Consider the following 21,679-nt stretch of genomic DNA (forward strand, 5'->3'; position numbering starts at 1 on the left):
AACAGAAAACACGAAATTTTTTAAAAAATTTTGTGAAAATTATTAGGTAGTTTAGGAGAATTATCTTATTTTGGGCCTAGACATAGTTCAGATTTTAAGCTTCGTCTCCTTCTGAACTAGTTTTGGACCTAGGAATAGTTCAGATTTTGAACCTCACCTTATCCTGAATTATTTTTGAGCATAGCAATAGTTCAGATTTTGAACCTCGCCTTTTCCTGAACTAGTTTTGGGCCTAGACATAGTTCAGATTTTGAACCTCGCCTTTTCCTGAACTAGTTTTGGGCCTTGACATAATTCAGATTTTAAACTTCGTTTTTTCCTGAACTAGTTTTGAGCCCTGACATAGTTCAGATTTTAAACTTCGTTTTTTCCTGAACTAGTTTTGAGCCTTGACATAGTTCAAATTTTAGACTTCGTCTTCTCCTGAACTAGTTTTAGGTTAAAGTAAATACACATCAGCTAAGGACCTATTCTTTCTCCAAAAACATTAGAAATAAATTGTTATTAAATTTCACATCTCATTCTAAAAATGCTCCCTACTCGGTCACATTTTTCTTCATTCGATGATGATGGGCCAGACATCGACTCGCACTCCACTTCGTTTGTGCTTGTCGTGTCATGACGTAAAATTGTGACCCGTCACAATTTTACTCCCATTCAATTATAGTATGGATAATTTTTAGATTTAATTATATAATTAAAACAAAAAATAGTAGTTTTAAGCTGTGGTAAATGAAGGGGGAACCTTATGAAAAAGAAGCTAGGTATTGGTGTAGGAATATTTTTAATAATACTTATAATTGCAGGATTTATAACAAACTATATAGATAGTGGTAGAGTTACTACAGGACATGAGCCAAAGTATTGTATCAAAGTAGTTAGTGATGATGGTAGTAAAGTGACATATTGGGGATTAGGTTATAAAGTTATTAGATACGTTGGAGTATCTCCTAATGAGCCTTATGAAAACAATATAGGTGTAAAAATGGGAAATTGGTTTATGAAATATGAATTACCAAAAGATAACGACCTTAATAAAGAAAATAACATTAGTATAAATAGCTTGAATGATTTTTATAATACTAAACTTACAAAAAATAAAGATATAAGAAATTTATCAAAGGAATACACATCTTTCGATGCTCAAAAAGATAATTGTTTTGTTATAGATACAATGGTTCATAATGATAATTTATATAGCGAATTTATGGAAGATTACAAAAATAAAAAGACAGCATTTATTAGAATAGCTCAAACCACTGTTGAAGGCGATTTAACCTTAATAGATATTTTATATCATGATAAAACAGATAAATTATATGTAGTTACTGATAATACAAGAGATAAATTTGCAGCAGAAACTGATAGAATAATCCAATTAAAAGAATTTAATTATATATCAGAATATAAAGATAATAATAACTTATATTGGGTTTTACACAACGAAGACATAACAGAAGAAAATTTTGAAACAGATAATGTATTTGTGATAGCAACTATTAACTAAATATGAAAGCATGAAAAAAGTCCTCTTTTATAGAAGAGAACTTTTTTTAGTTTTATATAAAATAAAAACTTACAAACAATTAAGTCCGTAAGTTTTTTTATGGAGCGGATGAGGAGATTCGAACTCCCGACCCTCGCCTTGGCAAGGCGATGCTCTACCACTGAGCCACATCCGCATGTGCTGGCGAAAATAAAATTTTCGCCATTTATTTTATTTTTTGGTGCTCGATAAGGGATTCGAACCCTTGGCCCACGGATTAAGAGTCCGCTGCTCTACCAGCTGAGCTAATCAAGCTGACTAGATAATTATATAACCTATAAAAAATCTTGTCAAGCTTTTTTTCTGGTAAATTTGTTCTTTATTCATTATAAGTTAATTAGTACTATATAGCAAGTTTTTACAAATCTTCATATAGCTAATTAGTTTAATGAAAATTGAGAATTGTACAAGTCAGCATAAAAACCTTTTTGATCTAATAGTTCTTTATGGGTTCCCTGTTCAATTATATTTCCATCTTTCATAACTAAGATAAGGTCTGCGTTTACTATGGTAGATAATCTATGGGCTATAATAAATGATGTTTTACCATACATTAACTTGTCCATAGCTTCTTGTATCACCTCTTCTGTCCTTGTGTCAACATTTGATGTTGCTTCATCAAGTATCAAGAAAGGCGCATCTTTTAACATACCTCTAGCAATTGTTAGAAGCTGTCTCTGACCTGCTGATACTGAATCATTAGATTTGATTACTGTATCTAAGCCTTCTGGAAGAGTTTTTACAAAGTGTGTAAGACCTATAAATTCAAGTAGGGTCGTTAGTTCATCATCACTTATATCTTTCATATTATAAACTATATTTTCCCTAACACTTCCATGGAATAGCCAGGTATCTTGTAAAATCATAGTAAATAAGGAATGAATATTTTCCCTACTAATATTATGAATTGAATTTCCATCTATCAATATATCACCTTGGGATATTTCATAGAACTTCATAAGTAGGTTTACCATGGTTGACTTACCAGCTCCGGTAGGTCCAACTATAGCTATTTTTTGTCCTGGCAAGGCCTTGGCTGAGAATCCTTTTATAGTAGGTTCATCGTTTGAAGGATATTGGAATACTACATTTTTAAATTCTATCTCCCCTTCTACATCGTGAGGATCTAGATAGTTATTTATATGAGATTCATCCACCAATTCAGATTCATCCATAAATTCAAAAACTCTATCTGATGCAGCAGCTGAAGCTTGTAAAGCACTTAAGGCCTGAGCTATCCTTGATAATGGGTTTGTAAATAATCTTACATATGTCATAAAGGCTACAATAACACCAAATTTTATATATCCCTTAGATACAAATATAGCACCTGCTATAGAAACTGCTAGGTAGCCAAAGTTACCTATAAAGTTCATGAAAGGTTGTAACATATTTGATAAAAACTTAGATTTTACTGAAGAAGAAAATAAAGTATCATTTAATTCATCAAACTTTTCTTCAGTTTCTTCCTTAGCATTGTAAATTTTAACAACTTCTACTCCTGAAATAATCTCTTCAGTATGACCGTTGATATCCCCTAAAACTTTTTGTCTTTGTCTGAAATATTTTTGTGATTTTCCTATGATAATTCCTGTAAATAGGAAACCAAATAAGGATGACAATATAGCAATAAGGGCTAACATCCAATTGGTTTTAAACATCATCACTACTGAACCCAAGAGAAGGGCAGTTGAACTTACTATAGTCCCCAGTGAATCTCCTAAGTTGAATGATACTTGATCAACGTCGTTTATCATACGTGATAATATATCACCAACCTTATTTGTATCAAAGTAATTTAATGGCAATTTATTTATCTTATCTGCAACATCACTTCTAAGCTGTTTGGCATAATCATTTGTAACTTCTGCCATCATCAATCCATGTATATAAGAAAAAGTAAACGAACCTATATATATGATTATAAGTAGTTTCACTATCGACCATACAGCATCCATATCTAAGCTAGGTTCAACAATATTTATGATTGATTGTGGAAACTTCTTATAAGAATCTAACAACATGGCTTGCTGGTCTTCGCTTAATTCAGCATTTTCATCAAGACTTATATTATTTTCTTTTAATTCACTTAAAATATTAATATAATTTTTTTGGTCATCAAGACTTATTATATTACCATCATACTCGATATCTTGTGGATTTTCTTCTTGTAAGTTTATACCAATTTCTTGGCTTACCTTACCTATTTCTTCAAAGTCTACGGTTAAAGATTTAGATATTTCATCTGCAAGATCTGATAATTTGGATGGAGCTATCGAAGATAAGATAGCTGCCAATACTGTAAATAGAAAAGCTAGATATAAGCTTTTTCTAAAAACTTTCATCTCTTGTAGATTTCTACCTAGTGATTTTATAAAACTAGTCTTTGGAGTCTTATTTGATTGATTCATATATTTCCTCCTCTGATAGTTGTGACAATGCTATTTCTCTATATAAGTCATTAGATTCCCATAGTTCTTTGTGACTACCTTGGCCAACCATTCTTCCATTTTCTAAGAGTATTATCTTATCTGCACTCATTACAGAACCTACCCTTGAAGAAACTAATAAACTTATAGCATTTTTTGTAAAGTCTGATAATTCTTTCCTTAAAGTTGCTTCAGTTTTGAAGTCTAAGGCTGAGAATGTATCGTCAAATATATAAATTGATGGTTTTCTAGCAATAGCTCTTGCTATAGACAATCTTTGTTTTTGTCCACCAGATAAGTTGGTACCACCTCTTGCTACCATATAATCATACTGGTCATCAAGTTTTTCTACAAAGTCTTTACCTTGGGCAACTTCTATGGCTTCTTTAATATCATCTATTTCAATATTTTTAGCAGACCTACCAAATCTTGTATTGTTTGCCACTGACATACTAAACATAACAGCTTCTTGTGGAACAAAACCTATTTTATTGTTTAGACTTTCCATAGTCATATCATTGATATTTACCCCATCAATTAAGATTTCACCTTGGGTCGCTTCATACATCCTAGGTATAAGGTTTACTACTGTTGATTTACCAGATCCTGTTTGACCTATAAAGGCTACAGTTTCACCTTTTTTAGCGGTAAAGCAAATATTATTTAAAATATTTTCTTGGGCATCTGGATATTTAAATGATACATTTCTAAATTCTAATACTTGTGAATCTGATGGAACATCGATATTACCATCCTTAATAGTTATTTCAGCATCAAAAACTTCATTTATACGTTTTGAAGAAATTTGCGATCTAGAGTACATAACAACCAAGAAACCAAGCATTAAGAATGAGATAATTACTTGCATAGCATATGATGAGAAAACTATCATATTACCAAAGGTTTCTATTTTTACTGGAAGGGATGATGATGTAATCATACCCGCACCAATTATATAGATTGCTAGAGTCAACAGGTGCATGTTGAAAAATATCATAGGCATGATAATTGCATAAATTTTTTGAGTCTGTTTAGAAACTTTTGTAAGTTTTTCATTAACCTTTGAAATTTTATCTTTTTGATATGCTTCAGCATTAAATGCTCTAACAACTCTAATACCTGTTAAGTTTTCTCTCGAAACTAAGTTTAAATCATCTATGGATTTTTGAATTATACTAAACTTAGGTACTACAGTTTTAATCAAAATAATCATTATAACAATCATAACTGCTATTGAAACAGCCATAGCCATAGTCCATTCAAAACCTTTTCCTATAATTTTACTTATAGCCCAAATAGCCATAACTGGTGATTTTATAATAATCATAGTACCAAAACCAACAAACATCTCAACTTGACTTACGTCGTTTGTAGTCCTAGTTATTAAACTAGAAGGGGTGAATTCATCTATATCTCCCTGTGATAAATTTAGTATTTTTTTAAATAAATCGGATCTTATATTGTAGGCTATTATAGAAGAATAATTTGCGATAAAATATCCAGTTATAACTGCCAACACTAGTGATGCTAGAGCTGCTAGCAACATATATCCACCGTTTATAAGTATGTTATTAATATTGGTTCCTGGTGTTTGTACCAAGGCAGTAACTTCAGCCATATAATCAGGAATCAATAGGTCAAAATATGTTTGCCCTGCAATTAAAGCAATTATAAGGCAAAGATACAGGAAACCTTTTTTCCCCATTCTTTTTAATAATGTTAACATTTTTCCTCCTATCATAATCTAACATTCTAATTATACAATAACAGTCTAAGCTTGAAAAAATATTCTTATCTGTTATAATAATTAAGTAATTGTTTTGGCGGCGTAGCCAAGTGGTAAGGCATCGGTCTGCAACACCGCGAGCACCGGTTCAAATCCGGTCGTCGCCTCCAAACATTAGTTAAAGACGTGTATTTTACACGTCTTTTATTTTTTATGGCAACAAAATGACAACAAGTTTATTTCAATTTGCCAATATTTTCTATTTTCTCAGTAATTCATTTTAGTATTTTATACTTATACCCCTTTACCATAAAAAGAAACTCAAAAATATTGAGTTTCTTAGGTAAATAATATATATATTTTTAAAACTTGTGTTTCTTTTGTAGTAAGGCTCCATATATCAACACAGCTGCTGATATTGAAGCATTTAAGGATTCTGTTTGGCCTATCATAGGTATTTTGACCAGGTCATCACATTTTTCTTTAGTCTTTTTAGATATACCTCTGCCTTCATTTCCTATGACTAAGCAGGTCTTACCTGAATAATCTATTTGGTCATAGGACTTGTCAGTATGTCCATCTGCTCCATAGACCCAATAACCAGCTTCTTTTAATTTTTCTATAGTCTGATTTATATTGGTAACTCTTGCAACCTTCATAAAGCTAGTTGCTCCTGCTGAAGTCTTATGAACTGTAGCATTTACCTCTGCTGACCTATGTTTAGGTATAATAACAGCATCTAATCCCCCAGCTTCAGCAGTCCTGATGATTGCTCCTAAATTGTGAGGATCAGTAATTTCATCCAAAATCATAAGTATGGAATCATCTTTTTGACTGACTATTTCTAAAATTTCTTCCAAATTAGCATATTGGTAATCTTCTATTTCTAAGACTACACCTTGGTGGTTACCAAAATCTGTTAGCTTGTCTAAGTCTTTTTTATCTAGGTTTTCTACTTTTATATTTTTTTTCTTGGCCAAGGATAGTATATCTTTAAACTTATCTTTTTTATGGTTATTTTGTAAGATAATCTTTTTACCAGCATCTTGGCTTTTTAAATATTCATATACAGAATTTTTCCCATAAATTATTTCAGACATATTCTACTCCCTGGACCAAACTACTCCGCTAGGAGTATCTTTTAATTCAATGCCTTTTTCTTGTAAAAGATCTCTAATTTCATCAGCTCTTGCAAAATCTTTATTTTGTCTTGCTTTAGTTCTTTCTTCAATTAAATCTTCTATGTCCTTATCTAATATTTCAGTTTTAAATTTAACACCTAAAACATTTAGTAAGTTATCATATTTTTCCTTAGCATATGCTAAGTCAATTTTTTGAGAATCTTCATCAAAGTTGCTATTTATATATTTATTTAATTCAAATAAGGCTGCTATAGCATTTGCTGTATTGAAGTCATCGTCCATTGATTTTTCAAAGTCAGCCACAATCTTGTCTATACCTTTTTTAACCTCTTCTGATAAAATATCATTTTTATCATCTACAAGGTCCATAAGCCTATCTATATTTTGTCTTGTATTTTTCAACCTTTTATAGGCATTAGTTATAGCATCTAAGGATTCTCTTGAGAAATCTAAAGGTGTCCTATAGTGGCTTGATATCAACCAAAGTCTTATAATTTCAAGGTCATATTCCCTTTCAATATCATGAAGGGTAAAGAAATTCCCAAGTGACTTGGACATTTTTTCCTTGTCTACAGTTATCATGCTATTGTGCATCCAGTAGTTTGCAAAGGCATGACCATGCAGACTTTCTGACTGAGCTATTTCATTTTCATGATGAGGAAATTGCAAGTCTTCTCCTCCACCATGGATATCAATATTTTCACCCAGTAATTCCTTAGCCATAGTTGAACATTCAATATGCCAACCTGGTCTCCCCTTACCCCATGGGCTATCCCATGCAGGTTCTTTTGGATCTTTTTGTTTTTTCCATAAGGCAAAATCCATAGGATTTCTTTTTTCTTCAGAGATATCCACTCTAGAACCATGATTTAAATCTTCTAGGTGTTTTTTTGATAACTTACCATAATCTTTAGCCTTATCAACATTGAAATAGACTGTGGTTTCAGTATCATAAGCTGCATCCATCTTTTCAAGACCGCTTATAAAGTCCACCATATTTTCAATATAATCGGTAGCTTGTGGAAATGTCATCTTGTCTGTTTCTACATTTAGATCTCTAGCATTTTTTAGAAATTCACCTATATATTTATCTGTGATTGTTCTAAAATCTACATCTTCTTCAAAGGCTCTATCAATAATTTTGTCGTCTATATCTGTAAGATTCATAACAAAATCTACTTCATAGCCCTTATAATCTAGGTATCTTCTTACTGTGTCAAAAAACACCAAAGGTCTGGCATTTCCTATGTGGATATAGTTATAAACTGTGGGTCCACATACATACATTTTTACCTTATTTTTTTCTAATGTTTTAAAATCTTCTTTTTTTCGAGTTAATGTGTTGTAAATTTTCATGTTAAAAATTCTCTAAAACATAGTTTAGTCTATTTATCATTTCTTCATTGCCTAAAATCATGAAAACATGAAGCATTTCAGGTCCATGTTCAGCACCTGTCAAAGCCGCTCTAACTGGCATGAATAAAGATTTACCTTTAACTCCAGTATCTTCCTTAACCGTCTTCATGATTGATTTAGCTAGGTCTTCATTCATTTCTTCTTCTTTTAATATTTCTATAACTCTCTTAAGAACTTTCTTTGCATCTTCAGATTCAAATAATTCTTTTACTGAAGAATAGAAGTCTCCATTTTTATAATCAGCAAAAATAAAGTCTGTTTGTCCTGCTATATCAGATAGCTTGCTTATACCTGTCTTAAAGGTTGCAGCAATTTCTAATAATTCATCTTGATCAAAGGAATCATCAATATATCCTGCTTCTTCAAGGTAAGGTTTGATAGCATCTGCTAATTCTTGGTCTGATAAGTTTTTAATATATTGGCTACTTACCCAGTCTAATTTGTCAACATCAAATACACCACCTGATTTTGACACCCTGTCAAAGGAGAATTGTTCAATCAATTCATCATGTGAAAGTATTTCTTGGTTAGTTTCTGGTGACCATCCAACTAGGGCTATATAGTTGATTAAAGCATCTCTTAAGTAACCCTTGTGTTTGAAGTCTTCTACTGAAACGTCAGCATTTCTTTTTGATAATTTTTTCTTGTCTTGACCTAAAACGGTTGGTAGGTGGATAAAGGTTGGAGCTTCCCATCCAAAGGCTTCATATAGGTAAACGTGTTTTGGTGTTGATGAAACCCATTCATCCCCTCTTATAACATGTGTGATTTCCATATCATGGTCATCTACAACTACAGCAAAATGATAGGTTGGGAATCCGTCTGATTTTATAAGCACTTGGTCATCCATATCATTTGTGTTTATTGATATATGTCCCTTGATAGCATCGTTGAAGTGAATATCTTTGTTTGCAGGTAATTTTATTCTTACTACATGTTTTTCGCCATTAGCTACTCTTTCTTCAGCTTCTTCTCTTGATATACCACGGCATAGGCCATCATATCTTGGCATTAAACCATCAGCCTTTTGTTGGTCTCTTAAATTATCAAGTCTTTCTTGAGTACAGAAGCAGTAGTAGGCCTTGTCTTCATCTAAAAGTTTTTTGATATATTTATCATAAATGCCTTGCTTTACTCTTTCTGATTGGATATATGGTCCATGTGGTCCTTTTTCAATAATTTGTCCATCTTCACCGATATATACACCTTCATCATAGTCAAGGCCTGCCCATTGTAATACTTCAATCATATTTTCAATGGCACCTTCCACATATCTAGTTCTATCGGTGTCTTCAATTCTTAAAATGAATTTCCCGCCATTGTTTCTAGCATATAAATAATTATATAGGGCAGTTCTTAAACCACCAATGTGCACATACCCTGTTGGACTTGGCGCAAATCTTACTCGTACATCACTCATTTTATCCTCCATTATTTAATAACAACTTTAATATTTGATATTTCTTTTATGAGACTGTCTTCAGCTAACTCTCCATTGATATAAACTTTAGGTTTTATGTCATGCTCTCCAGGACTCAAATTGCTTATGTCAACTTGCAGCTCTATTTGTCCCTCTTCAATCTTCTCTAATTCTTCAGAAAAATTTCTTAAAACTATATTTATAGTCTTCTCTTCAATTTCAAAATCTTTTGGTTCAGTATTTTCTATTTTTAGATTTGAACTTGGTATCTCAAATCGTTTATCAACTTTTTCTTGTATAACTAAATCAACTGTATAGTTGAATTCAGGGTTTACTAGCCTTACATTTGGCAGCAAATCTAATTTTACAGGAACTGTTCTGCTAGAAGTCATAGATGAAATATTTATTTCCTGCGTTTCTATCTTTGTTAAATTTCTTATTACATCTGCAGGTCCCTGTACAAAGGCAATATCTCTATTAAGATTAGAATCTGTCAACCTATAGTCGCCGGCAAGTTGTCCCTTGACTTTTGCCTCTATCTCGACTTCTTTTTGCATTTCAACTTGAACATTCAAGTTAACAAATTCTTGACCAAAGGTAAGACCAGTTACTTCTTGACCTTTTTCATCGACTGCTCTTATTTTTCTATTAACAGAAATATTATTAGTTAAATTATTTAAGTCTAAGTCCACTAACAACTTATCTACTTGATCAATTAATGCTCTTGAACCTTTAATTGAAATTTTTTCAGGGTTTATTAACCTTGATTGTATTAATAAACCTTCCTCTAAATCACCTATATTGTAAACTTCTACAGGCATTTCCTTATTTATAACCTTGTCTATTGTTACAGTCATATCTTTATCATAATCTACTAAGGTCACACCTTCTGGTAAAGAATATTTCAAGGCTACAGTATGGACTCCTTCATCTAAAGACTGAAAATCTGCAGTAACTCTCGCATGTTGCGGAGTTATATTTACAATAGTTGACCTCTGGCCACTAACAGTAATGTCTACCGTTTTTTTAGTCTTCGGCGATACCATAAGGTCATTATTTTCTAAATAATCTGTATTTTCATATATTATTGGTATATTTGTAAGCCTTACATTTACCTTGGGGTTAGTTGTGGACATAATATATGACCATAGAAAGATAGCTATAGTTAAAGATAGGAGTTTAACCTTCCAATTTTTTTTAATCGCGTCCATCTCTCACCTCTTCAGCTTCTTTTTTAAATATTGATTCGTCTTGCCTTACAAATAAGTTATTTAAGCTTTGTTTTAATGTTTCAGTATCAATATTTCTAGAAAGTTCACCCTTGTAGACTGTTGTGACAACACCTGTTTCTTCTGATACAACAATTATAAATGCATCTGATTTTTCACTCATACCAAGGGCTGCCCTATGTCTAGTACCTAGTTCTTTGGAAATATTGAAATTGTCTGACAATGGTAATATGGCACCTGCTGCTACTATTTTTTCTTCTTTTATAATAACCGCTCCATCATGTAGTGGTGAGTTTGGGAAGAATATATTTATCAATAATTCACTAGAAATTTCAGCATTTAAATATGTACCTGTCTCTGATATTTCTTTTAATGATGATTCATTTTCTAGGACTATCAAGGCACCTATTTTTTGTCTTGCCATTGACGAAACAGCATTAGCAATCTCGTCTGTTTTCATCTCATAATCTCTACTTCTTATCTTGGCAAAGTTAAATAAGCTGTTACCTCTACCAATTTTTTCAAAAGCCTTACGTAATTCTGGTTGGAAAACTACAATTATAATCATCAAACCTACGGTAAATATATTTGATATCAACCAATTGACGGTATAAAGGTTTAGCGCTTGGGCTATCCTTGAAAACACTAAAACAACAACCAGACCTTTTAATAATTGTGCAGCTCTGGTTTCTTTTACCGACATGATTAACTTATATATGATATAAGTCATCACTAGTATATCTATGATATCTGTAATTTTTAAGGCTAAGAAAGCCATTCTTATTTCATTTAAAAAATCCACAAACTACCACCTTTCAATATAATAGTTTATCATATTTTAGACTTATATAAAAAAAAATGATAATATCTTTTTAAAGATTATGATAGGAGTAATTATGAAAGATAAATATATTAGAAGACTATCTATTATTTTATTTGTTTTAACTGCTATTTTAGCCGGCTTAATAATATATGATAAAAAAATAAATAAAGAAGATTCTATAGTTAAGGAAACAATAAAAGAAAGCAAGCTAGAAGAGACTAAAGAAGAAGTTTATCCAATTAAAGAAGTAAGAATAAAGGCTATGGGAGATATTTTATACCACAAAGCTCTAGTTGATTATGGAAGATATAAAGGTACAGATGGGTCTTATGATTTTTCTGACCATTATGCACTAATTAAGGACTTCTTACAAGATGCAGATATGACTGTAGCTAATCTAGAAAGCCCTATAAATCCTGAATGGGAGCTTGCATCTTATCCAACATTTAATATTCCCGCAGATTTGTTGAAATACTTAAAAGAAGCTGGTATCGACATTTTATCAACTGTAAATAATCACACTATGGACACAGGTTTGGAAGGTGTGGCCACAACTATTGATGAAATTGAAAAGGCTGGTTTGGCACATTTTGGAACTCAAAAAGATATAAAAGACAAATATTATATTACAAAAGTTAATGATATAAGTATCGGTTTTTTAGGTTATACAGACAGTTTAAATGGTTTTGAAGTTAGACTAGATACTCAAGAGAAAAAAAATATGATAAACATGCTCGAGCCTGAAACTATAAAAAATGATATAAAGTATTTAAAAGATCAAAATGTAGATATAATTATTATCTATCCTCACTGGGGACAAGAATATGTTCAAAAAAACTCTCAAGAATATATTAAACTTGCTAGGGACATGATTGATTGGGGTGCAGATGCAGTTTTAGGTAGCCACCCCCATGTAGTCTTGCAGGCAGAAACACACAAAAGCCCTGATGGCAGAGAAGGTTTTATTATACATTCCATGGGTAATTTCATATCTAACCAAACTCTTGAAACCCTTGATGATATAAGAACTGAGCAAGGTGTTGTAGTTGATTTGAAGTTTAAAAAGGACTTTAAAGACAATAAAGTTAGCTTAAGTGAATATAAAGTCCACCCTACTTGGATGAAAAGAACTCTTGTAAAGGATAGACTTCGTCTACACCAAGTGCTCTTAGCTGAGGATTACCAGGACCAGGATAGGGGTAAAAAAGCTTATCAAATGACTATGGAAAAGATTAATGAAAAACTTGATTAAAAGAAAAATTCAGGCTAGTTATTACTAGTCTGAATTTTTTAATTATTGTTTTGATATTTCAAACATGTTAGCAGTTTGTGAAAGTATCCTGTCAAAATCCCATTTTTTATTGGTATTATCGTAGGAATTAGGATCTAATATAGTCACCTGCCCAGCTTCATCATAATCTGTTGCTAAAATATAATGGCCACTGTAAGTAAAATCGCCTATTCCATTATTTTTCACATGAAAGACTACAAGACTTCCCCTGTCAATTGCTCCTTTTAAAGATTCAAAGTTTTTTGAAATATACCTACTATTTAATCCTATTTCATTTGAAAATTCTGTAAATAAAGTATGTAGGGATCCAAGTTCATGAATGTAGTAACCCTCTTTGTTAGCCAATTGTCCCATAGCATAAGGATTTAAATCTTTTTCACCTATTAATCCCATATAAGCCATAGACATGACTGTAGGTCCACAACCCGATACAGAAAAATGTCCATCATCAATTTTCTTAAAGGCCCATCTTACATCCCATTGGTTAAAATAAGGAATCTTATTTCTTCCCCTATCTTGTCTTTCAATATCTTTAATTTCCTTACTGATATCAATTTTACTTGTATCATTTTTGTATTTTTCATATTGTAAAAGGCTAGACCTTGCTTCTGGGTATTTATCAGCCTGTTTTTTCAACTCATCCGGAAGTTGTGCATAAAGTCTCTCATCTTCCTCTTTACTGATACTTGTTTGAGAAAAAGGATTTTTGAATTCGACTATTTTTTCATCTTCTTTTTCTGTTTCTTTTATAGTATTATTCTCTACACTTGTATTGGAAGTTCCTGCTTCATTTTCTTTATTTTTTTCAGATTTATTAAACCAAATCGAAAAAATCAAAGCTATAGCAGTAGCTAAACCTATCAGTGTAAAGAGTATTTTTTTTATAATTTCCATCTCTTAAACTCCTATCATTATTCAAATGTCTATTTGTTAAATCTCTCTCTATATAGTAATATTAACATATAATATTATAACATTTGTGGAGGAATTATGGATATTATTGTAAGCAAAAATTATGAAGAATTAAGCAAAAAAGCTGCTGAATTTATAATAGATTTAATCAATGAAAAGCCTAACGTTGTTTTAGGTTTGGCTACCGGTGGTACTCCTGAAGGGATGTATGCTGAGCTAGTTAAAGCCTATGAAGCTAGTGAAATTTCATTTAAAGATGTAAAAACTTACAATCTTGATGAATATATTGGCCTAGATGGAAACCATGAACAAAGCTATAGATACTTTATGAATAAGCAACTATTTGACCATGTAGATATAGATAAAAATAATACCTATGTTCCTAATGGTAAGGCTGAAGACCTTGAAGCTGAATGTGAAAATTATGAAAAAATCTTGGAAGATTTATCATATGCTGATATCCAAATTTTAGGAATTGGTACAAATGGTCATATCGGATTTAACGAGCCTGCAGAAGAATTAATTCTTCATACACACGTGGAACCTTTGGTAGAAGCTACTATTGAAGCTAATTCTAGATACTTTGATTCTAAGGATGAAGTTCCTAAAGAAGCTATCTCCATGGGTATTGGATCTATACTAAAAGCCAAACATATAATTTTACTAGCTTCTGGTCCAAGCAAAAATGAAATCATGAAATATTTTAATAATGATAAAATCAGTACAAACATTCCTGCTTCCCTTATTAAATTACACCCTAATGTAACCATAATAATGGATGAAGAGGCAGCAAAATAATATGTTAGATATTAATTTTATAGACATACCTGAGGGTACTTTTTTGATGGGAGCTATTTCAAATGATGGCCACCCTCTAGATAAAGAGACTCCTCAGGTAAGTCTTTTTGTAGAAGAATTCAAGATTAGTGAAACCACTATAACCAATGCCCAATTCAAAGAGTTTATAGATGCTACAGATTACCTTACAACCGCAGAGAAAAATAAGGGATCTTATGTTTTTCACCTTCTACTGGACCAAGAAACTAAGGAAAAATCAAAGCAAGTCAATAATCTATCTTGGTGGTATTATGTTGACGGCGCTTGTTGGAGGCATCCTTTTGGACCTGATTCAACTATAGAAGAAATAATGGACCATCCAGTTGTCCATGTATCTTGGTTTGATGCCATGGCCTTTTGTGAGTGGAGTAAAACTAGACTTCCCTCTGAAGCAGAATGGGAATATGCAGCAAGAGCAGGATCTTTATATAAGTGGCCATGGGGTCCTGACTTTATAAAAGATGATAAATATTTAGCCAATATTTGGCAGGGGGACTTCCCTGATACAAATACTATGGAAGATGGTTATCTAGGAACAGCTCCTGCTAGGTCTTTTGAAGCAAATGACTTTGGTCTTTACAATGTGATTGGAAATGTATGGGAATGGTGCGCCAACCCTAGATATGTGGATTTAGATAGTTTTAAAAAATTTACTTACAAGCTTATTCCACCAGTAAATTTAGATAATATTGATAATAATATTGAATTCGCAATGAGAGGTGGGTCATTTTTATGCCATGACTCTTATTGCAATAGGTATAGACTGGGCGCTAGAAATGGAAACACAGCCTCTTCTACAACTAGCAATTGCGGTTTTAGAGTATGCAAGTGAGGTTTTATGAATAAAGAAAAAAAAGATACTATTAGTTTAAGACAAATGTTTTTAATATTTCTAAAAATATCATCTTTCACCTTTGGAGGTGGATATACTATAGTCCCGGTAATGAAGGATGAATTTTCAATAAAAAGAAATTTAATCTCAGAAGATGAAATGATCGATTTGGTTGCTATAGCAAATTCTGGACCTGGATCTATGGCTATAAATTGTGCTATTTTAGCAGGATATAGGATGCATGGCATCATTGGAGCTATATTAGCAACTATAGCATCAGCTATTCCATCTCTTGTTATAATCACGCTAATCTCATATTTTTATAGGGCTTTTTCAGAAAACTACTATGTCCAAGCTGCCTTAACAGGTATGGGTGGAATAATAGCCGCCATATTAGTCTGGACTTCTATAGATATGATTAGACAAGCCTTAAAAAATAACATTTATATCTCAGCTATAATCATGGTTTCGGCCTTTGTTGCATCATATATAGTAAATATAAATACGGGAATAATAATGCTGGTAACAGGCATCTTCGGATTTGTTTATTATAGCCTTGTAGAAAAATATGAAGGGGGTAAAAATTGATTTATTTAAAACTTTTTATTAGCTTTCTTCAAATTGGTTTTTTAGCCTTTGGTGGTGGTTATGCTATTTTACCCTTTATACAAGAGATTGTGGTCAACCAACACACTTGGCTAAGTATGAGAGAAATGACTGATGTTGTTACCCTGTCACAGATGACTCCAGGACCTATAGCTTTAAACGCAGCGACATTTGTTGGCACAAAATTAGCAGGTATCCTAGGATCTGTAGTTGCTAGTTTAGCAATAGTTATTCCTCAATTAATAATAATGGTGCTTTTAGCAAAACTATATTTCTCTGATAAAGAAATATCTTTTATGGATAAAATCATAAAGGCTTTAAGACCTGCAGTTGCTGGTCTTATCACCATCGCAACTATAGATATGATTAAGGGTTCAGTTTTTAATGGAGGAACTTTTAGCTTAGATTCTATATCTTATGTGGCCCTTGTTACTTTTTTGATTGGATTAGTTCTAAAGAAAACTAAATTAGGTATCATTAAATTGATAGTTATTGGAGCTATACTCGGATTAATCCTAACCCCTATTTTATAAAAACTTTTAGGAGTCTACTATGAAAAAAAATATTTTATTATATTTCACCGACCAACAAAGATGGGATACTATTGGAGCATATGGCTATCCTATCGATGTGACACCTACTCTAGATAAACTAGCAAAAGAAGGTGTTTTATTTGAAAACGCCTATTCTCCCCAACCAGTTTGTGGTCCACTAAGGTCCATATTTCAATCCGGACAATATCCTACAACAATAGGTACCTATAGAAATAATATTATGCTTCCCCATGACATAAAAACCTTGGCTAATTATATGGAAGACCAAGGCTATGAAAATGCCTATGTAGGAAAGTGGCACCTGGCATCTAGTGGAGACCTTGAGGGCAATCAGGAATACGACCATGAAACTACAGCTGTACCTTTAGAGTTTAGAGGTGGTTACAAGGGATTTTGGAGGGTTGCAGATGTCTTAGAAGCAACATCACATGGTTATGATGGTTATGTATTTGATGAAAATAATCAAAAAAGAGAATTTAAAGGATATAGGGTTGATAAAATCACTGATTTTGCCCTAGAATTTTTTGACCAGTATGATAAAGAAAAACCATTTTTCTTGACTATATCTCATATAGAACCCCACCATCAAAATGATAGGAAAACTTACGAGGGACCTATTGGATCCAAGGAAAGATTTAAGGATTATGTCCTACCTAAGGACTTGGAAGTATTATCAGAAATATATCCTAAAGCAGATGCCCACAAAGAATATCCTGACTATCTTGGACAAATTAGAAGTATAGATGATAACTTAGCAAGGATAATTGATAGATTAAAAGAAGAAAATCTATTTGATTCTACTGTAATCATCTTTATTTCAGATCATGGATCTCATTTTAAAACAAGAAACAATGATGAAAACTTAAATGGATTAGATGACTATAAAAGAACAGCTCATTCTTCAGCATCACATGTGCCATTAGTCATATATGGACCAGGTTTTAACAAGGCAAAGAGAATAGATGATGTAGTTTCCACCGGATCCTTAGCAAAAACTATACTTGCTATAGCTGGTAAAGATATAGGTGATAAGATGATTGGTGAAGACCTTACAAAACTTATATCTGATCAAAAGGTTGATAGAAGAAACCTAGCCTTTATACAAATAAGTGAAAGTAGAGTTGGAAGAGCTATTCGCACAAAAGACTTTTTATATGCAGTCCATGCACCAGGTAAGAATGGTTTTGAGCATGCTTCTAGCGATTATTATGAAGATGACTATATGTACGATTTAAGGAAAGATCCTTTTGAGCTTAACAATATTGTAAATGATGAAGATTACAAAGATATAAGAGATGAACTTTGCCAGATCCTAAAAGAAGAAATGGTAAGGGCTGGCGAAAAAGAGCCTATCATAGAAAGAGCTAAATAAAATATTAAATTAAAATCCCGGTAAGAAACTATGTATAGCCTGTTACCGGGATTTTTTTATTTAAATTCTAATTGATTTGTGTCTTTATTATAGTTTAGTCCTAATTCATTTAATCTTTCTTTGAAATCTGACTGATCAACATTTTCACTTAGGCAAAAATCTTCCAAGTCCCTATAAAAATCTCTTAATTTCATATTCACCATACTATAAAGCATAGCTTCATCTAATTCTAAATAGTTCATTTTAGTCCTCTTTATCAAGAGAATCAGGTTTTTGTAGATACTTATAAAATTGTCTCATAGCCTTTGCATAGTAGTATCCATCACAGATTCTTTCATCTATAACAAAACCTATATTCATAATTTTTTCTTCCACTACTTCCCCATCTTTCATGACAAGTTTTTTTCCTTTTTTACCTATTGATAAAAATGCACCAACTGTACCAAAATTATAAATATGATGAAGGGCTGCATCCAAACCTATAGAACCCAAATTGGTTATAAAGGCTGAGGCATGGAATGGACTAGCATCTATGACACTCTTTGGCATTAGATTTATCTTGTCCATGGTTTTCAAAACACCAACTATAAATTTCAGTAGAAAGGTTGGAATGTTTTCCAAAGTTTTAACAAATAAATCAGTTAAATTATTCTTATTTGATTCTTGATTTTTTTCTAAGTTAATTTGATCATCAAGCATCTTCTTTATCTCTAAAGGTGATTCATTTCCTTCAAATTTAAACTTAAGTGTTGTTTCTTCAGCATCTACACTTAAACTCTTTTTAACAGCCATTGATATCTCTATATTATTTCTCATATAGTGCTTACCAGACATAATAAATCTGTTTATATGCGGCATATCTTTATAGGTCCTAACAATAGCACTGTAAATAATATGCATGTATGACACTCTAATGCCTGTCTCTTCATATATTCTTTTTACGTATTCATCTAAACTAGTTAAACTAATCTCTTGGGTTAAGTACACAAGTGCATCATTTCTTTCCTTCATTATTAAAGGTATAAATCTAGAAAATGCATCCACCTTGATCCTATAACCATCTTTTCTTTTTAGTACCATTATTACTCCTACTATTTAAGTTCAATTACTATAATACAATATAAACGCTAATTTACCAAGCATAAAAAGTTGATAAAAAAGCTTATAGGTTAATTGTTAATTTTCCTTAATACTTCGAAAGGCTTGCTTGAATTATAATTCTTAGTATATTTTTTAACAAAAAATGATTGGTGTTTTCCTAGTTTTCTAATATATTCAGTGATTTAAAATATTATTATAATTTTTTTTACCCTTATAAAGCATATAAATAGATATAATAATCAAGAGATATATGCAATTAATTATTGACAGAATACAAGAACCAGGATATACTATAGTCAAACGCAACCGTTTTCATGGGTTGCAAAATAATAGGAGGGATCATGAAAAAAAATAGAATTTTATCATTATTACTAGCTTTAGTTTTAGTATTATCACTAGTAGCTTGTTCAAATGGTAAGGACAATGGCGGAAAAGCCAAAGAAACAAATGGAGAAACCGCTTCCATAGCTGAAGGTACAGAAATTACTGTACAAGCTGAAGAAGGATGGAAAGATTACTACCAAGCAGCAGCTGAAAGAGTAGAAAAAGCTCACCCAGGTACAAAAGTAAACCTATCAATCAAAGGTGCTTTTGACCACTTAGAAGTAATCCAAAACACAGATACAACAAACAAAGACGTTGCTGATTTATACGCATTACCAGCAGACAGATTTGAAGATTACAAAACAAATGAATACCTAGCTGCCCTACCAGCAAAAGAAATTGCTGAAAAATTAGGTGGATACTCAGACTTTGATAAGAGTTTAGGTGGATTTTTCAAAGATGGAGATGACTACTTAGCATTCCCATATAATATTGAAACTCTAGTTACATTTGTAAACAAGGCTAACGCTCAAACAGCTGGCGTAGATGTAGAAAAACCTTTAGAAGTAGCAAATGCTAAACATGAAGCAGAAATTTTATTACCATTATTTGATGCCTGGTATGGTGTAGCACCTAACCTAGCTGGTGGTTTAGAATTATTAGCTAAAAAAGATTCAGCTTTTGAATCAACATATACAGGTGCATATGCTGACTTAAATGATACACAAAAAGCAGTATTTGGTGAAATTTACAACTACTGGAAGAAACATAGAGAAGCTAACTCAGCATTATTCGACGATGAAGCAGCTTGGGGTTATGTAGATAAAGAATTTACAACTGGCGCAAACGGTGTAGCATTAATTGCTGGGCCATGGGATGCTGGCAAATTCCAAGGATTAGCTGGTGCAGAAAACATGGAAGTTAAACCAATCAATCACATCACTGTAGCTGGACAACCATTAAAACACTGGCAAGGTGGTTGGGCACTAGTAGCTAACTCAAGAATAGAAGAAGATACTAACAAATTAGCTTTAGCTGTAGCTATGATTGAAGAAATTCTAAATCCAAATCACGCTGTAGACCTATACAAGGCAACAGGTAAGATCTTAGAAAACATTGACGTAAAAGTTTATACAGATTCAGATTTATCACAATTTGATAAAGATGTAATATCAAACGTATTTGAATCATACAAGGTATCAGAACCAAGACCACTATTCAAAGAATTTGGTAAGGTATGGGATACATGGAAAAATGGTGTACTATCATGGAACACTGTAAATCCAGCTGATGCAGAAGCCGCATACAAAGAATTAAATGCTTCATTTACAAGTATGATGCAATCAATCAAATAATAGTATAAGTAAATATATTTATGAATAGCCAAAACTTATGTTTTGGCTTTTCATTTATTAGTAAAGGTAAATTATGACTCAAGAAATTAAAAAATTACAAGAAAAATATTTATTAAAAATACTAATTATCACATTTCTAATTATATTAGTATCATCAATGGAATCTCTAATGCTGGCTAAAAGCACAGAGTTTCTAAATGCTTTTTTAAAAAATAATCCAGGTTCAAGCCAAGGTGATTATTTAAATACTATTATAATGTCATTTTTAGCATCTATCTTTGAACCAGTTATTATAAGCATATATACATTTGCTACACATAAAAAATTAGGAATAAAGAAACTCTATAAATTTATTTTCGCAGCAATTTTAGGGTTAAGATTATTCAACACGGTAATAAGTTTTAGGTTAAATTCTGTATTTTATTACATTTTAATCATCTTGTATATCTTATTAATTATATGTGTCATAAAAGCACCAGTAAACAAAAGGAAGGTTTAATATGGGTTACTCTAAATTAGTATATGATAGCGTTGGAAGATCATATCCTAGAAAAAATCAATATATTGTAGATTTATTAAAAGCCTCCCCTTCTGAAAAGAAAAATATTGATAAAAAATCTCATCCATACATAAAAAAATTGGAAGATTTCAAAAATAAAGAAAAAGATTTTTTAGAAAGAATAGAAAAAGAGGCAAAAGAAAAATTTTCTAATATAGAAAATAAAAAAATTAGAGATCTTGAAGAAACATATTACAAGGCTGTA

Annotated in this window: 19 protein-coding genes, 3 tRNA genes and 1 pseudogene; 11 read left to right on the forward strand and 12 right to left on the reverse strand. The window is 31.9% G+C overall.

All coding sequences use genetic code 11. The annotated features are described in order from the left end of the window. Positions 1 to 748: 748 nt before the first annotated feature. Complete coding sequence (locus Q0U66_RS02520; RefSeq protein WP_297377142.1) at positions 749 to 1,507, forward strand: DUF4362 domain-containing protein; 759 nt, start codon at positions 749 to 751, stop codon at positions 1,505 to 1,507. Positions 1,508 to 1,607: 100 nt separating this feature from the next. Here the strand turns inward: Q0U66_RS02520 and Q0U66_RS02525 are convergent. The 4 genes from Q0U66_RS02525 to Q0U66_RS02540 all read right to left on the reverse strand — a co-directional run bounded on the left by Q0U66_RS02525 (position 1,608) and on the right by Q0U66_RS02540 (position 5,701). Beyond that, positions 1,608 to 1,682: transfer RNA gene (locus tag Q0U66_RS02525), tRNA-Gly, on the reverse strand. Positions 1,683 to 1,725: 43 nt separating this feature from the next. Beyond that, positions 1,726 to 1,801, reverse strand: a tRNA-Lys gene (locus tag Q0U66_RS02530). A 125-nt stretch (positions 1,802 to 1,926) separates the two neighbouring features. Continuing rightward, positions 1,927 to 3,957: an ABC transporter ATP-binding protein gene (locus Q0U66_RS02535; RefSeq protein ID WP_297377144.1), complete on the reverse strand. Its 2,031-nt coding sequence runs from the start codon at positions 3,955 to 3,957 to the stop codon at positions 1,927 to 1,929. Then, on the reverse strand, positions 3,941 to 5,701 hold the full coding sequence (locus Q0U66_RS02540) for an ABC transporter ATP-binding protein (protein ID WP_297377146.1): 1,761 nt from the start codon (positions 5,699 to 5,701) through the stop codon (positions 3,941 to 3,943). The genes Q0U66_RS02535 and Q0U66_RS02540 overlap by 17 nt, the downstream gene beginning before the upstream one ends. A 96-nt stretch (positions 5,702 to 5,797) precedes the next feature. On the opposite strand from Q0U66_RS02540, the gene Q0U66_RS02545 reads away from it, so the two are divergent. Next, positions 5,798 to 5,871, forward strand: a tRNA-Cys gene (locus Q0U66_RS02545). Between the two features lie 192 nt (positions 5,872 to 6,063). On the opposite strand, the gene rlmB is transcribed toward Q0U66_RS02545, so the two are convergent. From rlmB to cdaA, 5 genes are read right to left on the reverse strand one after another with little or no spacing between them, the layout of a single operon-like run. Next, the gene (gene rlmB / locus Q0U66_RS02550; protein WP_297377148.1) at positions 6,064 to 6,801 is read right to left on the reverse strand and encodes a 23S rRNA (guanosine(2251)-2'-O)-methyltransferase RlmB; all 738 of its coding nucleotides are present in this window, start codon (positions 6,799 to 6,801) and stop codon (positions 6,064 to 6,066) included. Between the two features lie 3 nt (positions 6,802 to 6,804). Beyond that, a complete protein-coding gene (gene cysS / locus Q0U66_RS02555) occupies positions 6,805 to 8,199 on the reverse strand; it encodes a cysteine--tRNA ligase (RefSeq protein ID WP_297377150.1) in 1,395 nt (464 codons plus the stop codon). A gap of 1 nt (position 8,200) precedes the next feature. Next, positions 8,201 to 9,679: a glutamate--tRNA ligase gene (gltX, locus tag Q0U66_RS02560; protein ID WP_297377152.1), complete on the reverse strand. Its 1,479-nt coding sequence runs from the start codon at positions 9,677 to 9,679 to the stop codon at positions 8,201 to 8,203. 11 nt (positions 9,680 to 9,690) lie between these two features. Beyond that, positions 9,691 to 10,890, reverse strand: coding sequence for a CdaR family protein (locus tag Q0U66_RS02565; RefSeq protein WP_297377154.1), 1,200 nt, complete (start codon positions 10,888 to 10,890; stop codon positions 9,691 to 9,693). Continuing rightward, positions 10,877 to 11,710: a diadenylate cyclase CdaA gene (cdaA, locus tag Q0U66_RS02570; RefSeq protein WP_297377156.1), complete on the reverse strand. Its 834-nt coding sequence runs from the start codon at positions 11,708 to 11,710 to the stop codon at positions 10,877 to 10,879. Before cdaA ends, Q0U66_RS02565 begins: the two co-directional genes overlap by 14 nt. 94 nt (positions 11,711 to 11,804) lie before the next feature. Between cdaA and Q0U66_RS02575 the strand changes: the two genes are divergently transcribed. Next, the gene (locus tag Q0U66_RS02575) at positions 11,805 to 12,983 is read left to right on the forward strand and encodes a CapA family protein (RefSeq protein ID WP_297377157.1); all 1,179 of its coding nucleotides are present in this window, start codon (positions 11,805 to 11,807) and stop codon (positions 12,981 to 12,983) included. Between the two features lie 42 nt (positions 12,984 to 13,025). On the opposite strand, the gene Q0U66_RS02580 is transcribed toward Q0U66_RS02575, so the two are convergent. Beyond that, the gene (locus tag Q0U66_RS02580) at positions 13,026 to 13,916 is read right to left on the reverse strand and encodes a C39 family peptidase (RefSeq protein ID WP_297377159.1); all 891 of its coding nucleotides are present in this window, start codon (positions 13,914 to 13,916) and stop codon (positions 13,026 to 13,028) included. A 96-nt stretch (positions 13,917 to 14,012) separates the two neighbouring features. Here Q0U66_RS02580 and nagB point away from each other — a divergent pair, with 96 nt between their 5' ends. The 5 genes from nagB to Q0U66_RS02605 are packed head-to-tail and all read left to right on the forward strand — an operon-like array spanning position 14,013 to position 18,135. Next, entirely contained in the window at positions 14,013 to 14,732 is a 720-nt protein-coding gene (gene nagB, locus Q0U66_RS02585) for a glucosamine-6-phosphate deaminase (protein WP_297377161.1), read from the forward strand. A 1-nt stretch (position 14,733) separates the two neighbouring features. Beyond that, positions 14,734 to 15,603: a formylglycine-generating enzyme family protein gene (locus Q0U66_RS02590; protein ID WP_297377163.1), complete on the forward strand. Its 870-nt coding sequence runs from the start codon at positions 14,734 to 14,736 to the stop codon at positions 15,601 to 15,603. Between the two features lie 6 nt (positions 15,604 to 15,609). Further along, the gene (locus Q0U66_RS02595; protein WP_297377165.1) at positions 15,610 to 16,191 is read left to right on the forward strand and encodes a chromate transporter; all 582 of its coding nucleotides are present in this window, start codon (positions 15,610 to 15,612) and stop codon (positions 16,189 to 16,191) included. Next, entirely contained in the window at positions 16,188 to 16,742 is a 555-nt protein-coding gene (locus Q0U66_RS02600; protein WP_297377167.1) for a chromate transporter, read from the forward strand. The genes Q0U66_RS02595 and Q0U66_RS02600 overlap by 4 nt, the downstream gene beginning before the upstream one ends. A 19-nt stretch (positions 16,743 to 16,761) precedes the next feature. Next, the gene (locus Q0U66_RS02605) at positions 16,762 to 18,135 is read left to right on the forward strand and encodes a sulfatase-like hydrolase/transferase (RefSeq protein ID WP_297377169.1); all 1,374 of its coding nucleotides are present in this window, start codon (positions 16,762 to 16,764) and stop codon (positions 18,133 to 18,135) included. Positions 18,136 to 18,191: 56 nt separating this feature from the next. Here Q0U66_RS02605 and Q0U66_RS02610 read toward each other — a convergent pair whose 3' ends face one another. Next, positions 18,192 to 18,377 (reverse strand): DUF4250 domain-containing protein, encoded by a 186-nt coding sequence (locus Q0U66_RS02610; RefSeq protein WP_297377171.1) that lies wholly within the window; start codon positions 18,375 to 18,377, stop codon positions 18,192 to 18,194. Between the two features lies 1 nt (position 18,378). Beyond that, on the reverse strand, positions 18,379 to 19,215 hold the full coding sequence (locus tag Q0U66_RS02615; RefSeq protein ID WP_297377173.1) for a 2-oxo acid dehydrogenase subunit E2: 837 nt from the start codon (positions 19,213 to 19,215) through the stop codon (positions 18,379 to 18,381). 362 nt (positions 19,216 to 19,577) lie between these two features. Here Q0U66_RS02615 and Q0U66_RS02620 point away from each other — a divergent pair, with 362 nt between their 5' ends. The 3 genes and pseudogenes from Q0U66_RS02620 to Q0U66_RS02630 all read left to right on the forward strand — a co-directional run. Beyond that, the gene (locus tag Q0U66_RS02620; protein ID WP_297377176.1) at positions 19,578 to 20,915 is read left to right on the forward strand and encodes an extracellular solute-binding protein; all 1,338 of its coding nucleotides are present in this window, start codon (positions 19,578 to 19,580) and stop codon (positions 20,913 to 20,915) included. Between the two features lie 73 nt (positions 20,916 to 20,988). Further along, positions 20,989 to 21,414 carry a hypothetical protein gene (locus Q0U66_RS02625; protein ID WP_297377178.1) on the forward strand — a complete coding sequence of 142 codons (426 nt, stop codon included), beginning with the start codon at positions 20,989 to 20,991 and terminating at the stop codon, positions 21,412 to 21,414. Position 21,415: 1 nt separating this feature from the next. Continuing rightward, positions 21,416 to 21,679, forward strand: a pseudogene (locus Q0U66_RS02630) (sugar ABC transporter permease); the annotation flags it as partial.

The sequence above is a fragment of the uncultured Helcococcus sp. genome, from assembly GCF_946998255.1.
In the GTDB taxonomy this organism is placed as follows: Bacteria; Bacillota; Clostridia; order Tissierellales; family Peptoniphilaceae; genus Helcococcus.

Coding starts and splice junctions, on each gene's coding strand:
- Q0U66_RS02520 (WP_297377142.1), top strand. CDS start 749: ATGAAAAAGAAGCTAGGTATTGGTGTAGGAATATTTTTAATAATACTT.
- Q0U66_RS02535 (WP_297377144.1), bottom strand. CDS start 3,957: ATGAATCAATCAAATAAGACTCCAAAGACTAGTTTTATAAAATCACTA.
- Q0U66_RS02540 (WP_297377146.1), bottom strand. CDS start 5,701: ATGTTAACATTATTAAAAAGAATGGGGAAAAAAGGTTTCCTGTATCTT.
- rlmB (WP_297377148.1), bottom strand. CDS start 6,801: ATGTCTGAAATAATTTATGGGAAAAATTCTGTATATGAATATTTAAAA.
- cysS (WP_297377150.1), bottom strand. CDS start 8,199: ATGAAAATTTACAACACATTAACTCGAAAAAAAGAAGATTTTAAAACA.
- gltX (WP_297377152.1), bottom strand. CDS start 9,679: ATGAGTGATGTACGAGTAAGATTTGCGCCAAGTCCAACAGGGTATGTG.
- Q0U66_RS02565 (WP_297377154.1), bottom strand. CDS start 10,890: ATGGACGCGATTAAAAAAAATTGGAAGGTTAAACTCCTATCTTTAACT.
- Q0U66_RS02575 (WP_297377157.1), top strand. CDS start 11,805: ATGAAAGATAAATATATTAGAAGACTATCTATTATTTTATTTGTTTTA.
- Q0U66_RS02580 (WP_297377159.1), bottom strand. CDS start 13,916: ATGGAAATTATAAAAAAAATACTCTTTACACTGATAGGTTTAGCTACT.
- nagB (WP_297377161.1), top strand. CDS start 14,013: ATGGATATTATTGTAAGCAAAAATTATGAAGAATTAAGCAAAAAAGCT.
- Q0U66_RS02590 (WP_297377163.1), top strand. CDS start 14,734: ATGTTAGATATTAATTTTATAGACATACCTGAGGGTACTTTTTTGATG.
- Q0U66_RS02595 (WP_297377165.1), top strand. CDS start 15,610: ATGAATAAAGAAAAAAAAGATACTATTAGTTTAAGACAAATGTTTTTA.
- Q0U66_RS02605 (WP_297377169.1), top strand. CDS start 16,762: ATGAAAAAAAATATTTTATTATATTTCACCGACCAACAAAGATGGGAT.
- Q0U66_RS02610 (WP_297377171.1), bottom strand. CDS start 18,377: ATGAACTATTTAGAATTAGATGAAGCTATGCTTTATAGTATGGTGAAT.
- Q0U66_RS02615 (WP_297377173.1), bottom strand. CDS start 19,215: ATGGTACTAAAAAGAAAAGATGGTTATAGGATCAAGGTGGATGCATTT.
- Q0U66_RS02620 (WP_297377176.1), top strand. CDS start 19,578: ATGAAAAAAAATAGAATTTTATCATTATTACTAGCTTTAGTTTTAGTA.
- Q0U66_RS02625 (WP_297377178.1), top strand. CDS start 20,989: ATGACTCAAGAAATTAAAAAATTACAAGAAAAATATTTATTAAAAATA.